We start from the raw sequence: 5815 nt of genomic DNA on the forward strand, positions 1-5815 counted from the left end.
CCCGTGCCGTGGAGAAGTTGCGTGGCTCATCCTGCTTGGGTTGCGGTGACCCCACGCTGCTACTCCGAGAAGCTGAACCTTCCCTACAAGAGAACATCGTGCTGAGTAATCAGTGCCGGGAACCACCAGCACTCCTCAGGGGATTCACGCTCCTGGTTCGCCATGTCGGCGACGAGTCGCGCCTCGGCGAGAGTGCTGAGCAGACCTTGCGCGGCAGGGAGGACGTCGAGCCGATCGGCGGCGGCTATGTGCCAGCCGTAGCAGAGCCAGGTGTGGAATTGGCTCTCGTCGAACCCGAGCACCTCGAATCCGAGAGCCTGACCCATGGGCGGCGCTGCGCCCATGGCCAGATTCACCTGGAACGGGCCCGGGAAGTCCCCCATGCATTTCTTCACCAGGGTGAGAAGGGCGGCAGCGTCGGAGGTCGGGACGCTCATCGCCAGCGTGTGGACGGCGCCTTGCGCAACGGCATGCTCAACCGCCGGAGAGGTGATGCGCCTCAGAATCCGCTTGATGACGTGCTCGGGGGGCACGTCTGCGGCACAGTCGACGGTGTCTCTGGCTGCGTGGAGGGCGTCGTCGAGCGATAGGTGCCATGGATGAGTGTGCATTGACTGCTGGGCGTGCGGATGGAAGTCGGTTAGGCATTCACTTACGGAGACGACCTCAGCCGGCAGGTGTGCGGCCCGAAACGAGGTCGGCGGCAACCAGCGGTGTGCCGCCACGAAGGCGGCTACGACGAACGCCTCATCTTCTGACACGCATGAATAGTCGACCACGGACTTCGCCAGGTCTACCCACTCGTTCTCCCACGCCCACCCGGCCTCGAACCGGCGGGACATTCCCCTCGACAGGCCCCGCGCCATCAAGGTCAGGTGCACTGATCTGCACCCCTCTGTGTCAAGAGGCGGTGAGAAGCGGTGTTCTGGGCTGGGGTTCGGCGGGTCCGGGAAGTGACTTCTCCGAAGTGTCAATCTTGGGGTTTGGGTCGGCCGCGCTTGATTGCAGAGTCGCCCCCACGTGTCCTCCCGGGCCCGTCTTGAGGTGTTTCGCGTCGGCGATCATCCGTCGGTAGACGATGTCGGACAGTCGGCGTTTCAGTGCTCGCATCGGACGAGCTAAGGCGAGGGCGAGGGCGCGGGCGCGGTCAGCGCGACCATCGCGCGGTGCTCGGCGACCGGGGACGGCTCGGTGAAGACGTGGTCGCGCTCGCGGATGTGGGCGAGCAGCTCCGCGTCGGGGCTCAGCGCGTAGGCGTTCAGGTAGTGGATGACCGCGTCCGTCCAGATCCAGGTGCCGTCGGTGCGGAAGCTCATCGGGATCACGCCGCCGGCCCCGGGATCGAACACGTCCGGCTCGGTGACGGTGGTGGCGGTCAGCACCCGCCCCCGCCGCAGGTAGTCGAGCACCCGGGCTCTCTCGTCACCGGCGTCGAGCAGGGGATGATCGGTCTCGAACCGGCCGCCGCCGACCGGATCCCAGGAGTCGAAGACCCGCGCCACGGTCACCGGACGCGCCGGCTCGGCGGCCCAGAGCAGGGCCGAACGGCCCAGAGCCAGACGCTGGTACGGCGGCAGGCCGACCCCGGGACCCCACACCTCGACCTGCGGGTCGCCGACCCCGGCGCGGGCCAGCTCGCCCTGGATCCAGTCGGCCGCGCCGGGCAGGTCGGCGGCGTCCGCCCCGCTGTGCACCAGGTAGACCGGGACGTGCCGTCCCCCGGCCGTGGACCGCCAGGAACGCCACAGCCCGAGCGGGTGCGCCACCTGGCCGAGCGCCTGCCGCGCGGCGTGATCCGCGGGACTCACCGCGACGGTGGCGCTCAGGTCCAGCACCGGAGGCGGCGTGTGAGCGGGAGCGAGAACCGGGGCGAAGGCGTACGCCGGGCGTTGTGTCCCGTCCGCGGGGACCGCGCCGGCGAGCAGCGCGATCTCCGGTACGTCGGGCAGCATCCGGGCGAGCAGCCCGGCGTCGTCGGGACGGATCGGGATCCGCCCGGCGACCACCACGCTCAGCAGCGAGCGGGCGACCTCGGACAGCCGGCCCTCGGCGAGCCTGGCCCGCAGCAGGCAGACGACCTCGTCCGGCGCCCACCCCGCCACCCGCAGCAGAAGCAGATGCAGGCGCGGCAGGAGCCGCTCACCGTCGGACATCAGGTGACCACCCCGGCCCGGACCAGCGAGGCCAGCGCCCGGTGGACGGCGACCGCGTCCGCCGGGTCGTGCGGCTCGCGCAGACGCGACCGCAGATGCTCCAGCAGATCAGGATCGGTCAGAGCGGCCTCGTCGAGCACCCGGTCGGCCACCGACGCCGGCCAGACCCACTCGCCGTCGGTGTGCAGGCCGGGCACCACGGTCGGCGCCGACCGCAGATAGGTGACCACCGGCAGGACGTCGTCGTCGGCCACCGGCACCGAGGCCGGGCCGTCGGCGGCCAGCCGCACCTCACCGGCCGGCCACGGCGCCCAGATCAGGGCGGATCGGGACCGGGCCGCCCACTGGTAGGACGGGAGCGGCAGACCCGGCTGGAAGACCTCGACCAGCGCGGCGTGACCGGCCGCCGCGAGCGCCCGCTGCCCGCGGACGGCGACCGCCGGCAGCTCCTCGACGGACTCCATCGTCTCGACCAGGTAGACCCGGACCGCGCTCGCCTCGTCGCCCGGCCCCAGGGTGATCCGCCAGCAGCGCCACACCCCGGTCGTACGCCGCAGGTCCAGCACGCCGAGCAGGGCGTGATCCAGATCGTCGACCACGCCACCCGCGGTCTCGTCGACGACAGTGGGCGCCGACACCGCGTAGTACGGCAGATCGGCCGGCGGAAACGGGACGAACGGCGTCGTCACGGGCGCGTCCAGATCGGCGTCGGCGGCCGGCGCGGGCAGCGGCGTGCCCGGCGGCAGCAGCCCGGCCAGCGCGTCGATCTCCTCCGCCGCCTGCGGGAAGGCCCCGAGCAGACGGCCGGCACAGGCGACCGGGTCCCCGTCGGCGACCATCACCCGTAGCTCGGCCAGCTCGTCGTCGGGGATCCGGCCGGCGGCGCGCAGGCAGAGCAGATGCAGCATCCCGGCGCTCATCGGCCGTCCCGCCCCACGGCCCGCTGCGGACCCGGCAAGTCCTGGCCCGCACCACCGGCCGTCTCCCGCAGGAAGTCCACGGTCAGCCGGGCCGGGGCCGGTCCGCCCGGGTTGACCAGCGCGTCGTACCCCTCCGCGGCGGTGACCGCCAGCAGCTGATCGAGATCGGTCAGCCGCCAGTCCGGCGCGGCCACCCGCGCCCGGTGCGGCGCGCTGGTCGCCACGATCACGCACAGCACGTCGTCGGGCGAGCGGTCCACCAGCGGGTTGCCGTCACCGTTCATCGCCAGCGCGAACGTCGAGTCACACAGCACCGTCCGCAACCGCGCCATCTCCGTGTCACCGTCCAGGGCGAGCCGCAGCATCGCGTCGACCGGATCGGACGGGGACTCCTCGAAATGCGGGAAGTACTCCGGGTTGCTGCGGAACCGGCCGGTCGTGCCGTCCGGGCCGACCGGCCACACCCCGACGACCGCCTCGATCGGCGGCTCGGCGCCCTCCTCGTCGCTCTCCCACTCCGGGTCGACCAGCAGCACGGCCTCACCGGCCGGCAGGCCGTCGGTCAGAGACTCCACGGCACCACCTCCAGGCTCCGGCCGCTCAGCGACTCGCGGACCGCCTCGTACGCCTCGGTGATCTCCTCGTCGCTCATCAGCAGCGCCTCCCGGACGAAGTCGCCGATCAGCCGGAACGGCAGCACGCTGCCCGGATTGAACAGCACGTCCACCCGGTCCGGCAGCAGCGACACCAGCTCGGTCAGATCGATCCGCCGCCACTGCGGCGCGGTGGCCTGCTCCCGGCGGGGGCCGCTGGTGGCGATCACCATGCACGGCACGTCGTCCGGCGAACGCATGATCAGCGGGCGACCGTCGCCGTTGAGCCCCACCTCGAACAGCGAGTCACGCAGGACCAGCTGGATCTGCTCGGCCCCGGCCCGGCCCTGAACGGCCAGCCGGAACAGCGCGTCCAGCGGATCGGCGACCGCGTCGGCGTCCCGCGGAAGATAGTCCGGGTTGCCGCGGAACGCGCCGACGACGCCGTCCCCGGCCACCGGCCACACCCCGATGACCGCCTCGATCGCCGGGACCGCCGACGGTCCCTCCGGCTCCCGGTCCGGATCCAGCAGCAGGAAGTAGTTCTCCGTGCTCATCGGGCGCCCATCTCCCAGGGAACGATCGTGACGCCCTCGGCGTCCCGGAACACCTCCTGCAACTCGGCGACCTGCTCGTCGCTGAGCTGCGCGGTGTGCCGCAGGAAGTCGCCGGTGAGCCGGACCGCCGCCGGGCCGTTCGGGTTGATCATGACGTCGATGCCGTCGGCGAGCCGCTCGACGAGCGTCTCCAGCTCGACCCGGTGCCACTCCGGCGCGAACACCCGCTGCTGATGCTGCCCCGACGTGGCGACGACCACACACGGCACGTCGTCGGGGGAGCGGACCACCAGAGGGCGGCCGTCACCGTTCATCGCCAGGTCGATCAGCGTGTCCCGGAGCACCAGCTGCACCTGCTCCATCCGGGCGTCGCCGCGCATCGCCAGGCGCAGCAGCGCGTCGATCGGGTCGGTCGGCGACTCCGGGCGCAGCGGAACGTACTCCGGATTGCTGCGGAACCGGCCCATCGAGCCGTCCGCGTGCATCGGCCACAGGCCGACCACCGACCGCATCGGCGGCGTCTCGTCACCCTCCCGCCGCTCCCACTCCGGATCCATCAGCAGGAAATACGACTCGTCCGGCTGGTCAGTCATGATTCTCCGATCAGCCGCGCGTCAGCAGCAGGGCGAGCGCGCGGTGCTCCGCGGCCGCGTCCACGTCGACGGCGGCGTAGTCGTTGGCCCGGATGTGGCCGAGCAACTCGGCATCCGGGGCCAGCGAGTATGTCCGCAGGTAGTAGGTGACGGTGTCGGTCCAGATCCACCGGCCGTCGGTGCGGAAGCCGGCCGGCACGATCGGCCCCAGCTCCGGCGCGAAGACGTCGGGGGCACTCCTCGTGGTGGCCAGGATCGGCTCCCCGCCGTCCAGATAACCGGCGACCCGGTCCCGCTCGGCCCCGGACAGGCGCTCGTGGCCGGGGTCGAACCCCACACCGGCCGCGCCGCCCCGGTCGAAGACCCGGGCCAGCCGCGGCGGCGGGCGCTCGTCCCGCGTCCAGATCAGGGCGGACGCTCCCCGGGCGGCGTGCTGACAGGGCAGGAGATCAACATCGCTGTGGTACGTCTCGACCTGCGGCGCGGTGAGCCCCGCGTCGAGCAGCGCCGTCATCACCGCCGCTGTCAGCCGTGGCAGTGTGGCCTCGGCGGCTCCCGCTTCCAGCACGTAGACCCGGACCGGCGGGGCGGCCGTCGCGGGAATCCGCCACGACCGCCACAACGCACGTGCGCCGCTCTCCCCGGCAGCCGCCTCCGCGGCGGCCCGATCCAGCGGATCCAGGTCACCGGCGGACAGGTCCAGCAGCGCGGGACCACCCGGATCGGCCGAGGCGGCGAACGAGAACCGATGGGCCACCGACTCCCGCAGGTCCGGCAGCACCCCCTCGGCGAGCCGCAGCCGGGCGGCGGCCAGCACCTCGTCCGGCACCCGGCCGGCGAGCCCGAGAAGCACCCGATGGGCCCGCGCCACGGCGTCGTCGTGGTCGACCATCGTTGCGCTCACCCCCGGCTCCCTGATCCGTCGGAAACGTATTCGACCACACCCGGGACACCGGGCCGGTCGCCCGTCGCGCGCCCTTGCCCGTCCGGCACGCCTTC

The 5815-nt window shown here is 72.3% G+C and carries 7 protein-coding genes; all 7 read right to left on the minus strand.

Going from position 1 to position 5815, the window contains the following annotated elements:
- Positions 1–83: 83 nt before the first annotated feature.
- The 7 genes from BM290_RS22150 to BM290_RS22185 all read right to left on the minus strand — a co-directional run bounded on the left by BM290_RS22150 (position 84) and on the right by BM290_RS22185 (position 5720).
- The gene (locus BM290_RS22150; RefSeq protein ID WP_093617034.1) at positions 84–881 is read right to left on the minus strand and encodes a hypothetical protein; all 798 of its coding nucleotides are present in this window, start codon (positions 879–881) and stop codon (positions 84–86) included.
- 237 nt (positions 882–1118) lie between these two features.
- Entirely contained in the window at positions 1119–2153 is a 1035-nt protein-coding gene (locus BM290_RS22160) for a hypothetical protein (RefSeq protein ID WP_093617036.1), read from the minus strand.
- On the minus strand, positions 2153–3073 hold the full coding sequence (locus tag BM290_RS22165; protein WP_093617038.1) for a hypothetical protein: 921 nt from the start codon (positions 3071–3073) through the stop codon (positions 2153–2155). Before BM290_RS22165 ends, BM290_RS22160 begins: the two co-directional genes overlap by 1 nt.
- Entirely contained in the window at positions 3070–3648 is a 579-nt protein-coding gene (locus BM290_RS22170; protein ID WP_239143989.1) for a type VII secretion system-associated protein, read from the minus strand. Before BM290_RS22170 ends, BM290_RS22165 begins: the two co-directional genes overlap by 4 nt.
- Positions 3636–4223 carry a type VII secretion system-associated protein gene (locus BM290_RS22175; protein WP_093617040.1) on the minus strand — a complete coding sequence of 196 codons (588 nt, stop codon included), beginning with the start codon at positions 4221–4223 and terminating at the stop codon, positions 3636–3638. Before BM290_RS22175 ends, BM290_RS22170 begins: the two co-directional genes overlap by 13 nt.
- Positions 4220–4816 carry a type VII secretion system-associated protein gene (locus BM290_RS22180; RefSeq protein WP_093617042.1) on the minus strand — a complete coding sequence of 199 codons (597 nt, stop codon included), beginning with the start codon at positions 4814–4816 and terminating at the stop codon, positions 4220–4222. The genes BM290_RS22175 and BM290_RS22180 overlap by 4 nt, the downstream gene beginning before the upstream one ends.
- 10 nt (positions 4817–4826) lie before the next feature.
- Positions 4827–5720 (minus strand): hypothetical protein, encoded by an 894-nt coding sequence (locus tag BM290_RS22185; protein ID WP_373871135.1) that lies wholly within the window; start codon positions 5718–5720, stop codon positions 4827–4829.
- Positions 5721–5815: the final 95 nt, after the last annotated feature.

This window comes from Actinoplanes philippinensis, assembly GCF_900113015.1.
GTDB classification, from domain to species: Bacteria; Actinomycetota; Actinomycetes; order Mycobacteriales; family Micromonosporaceae; genus Actinoplanes; species Actinoplanes philippinensis.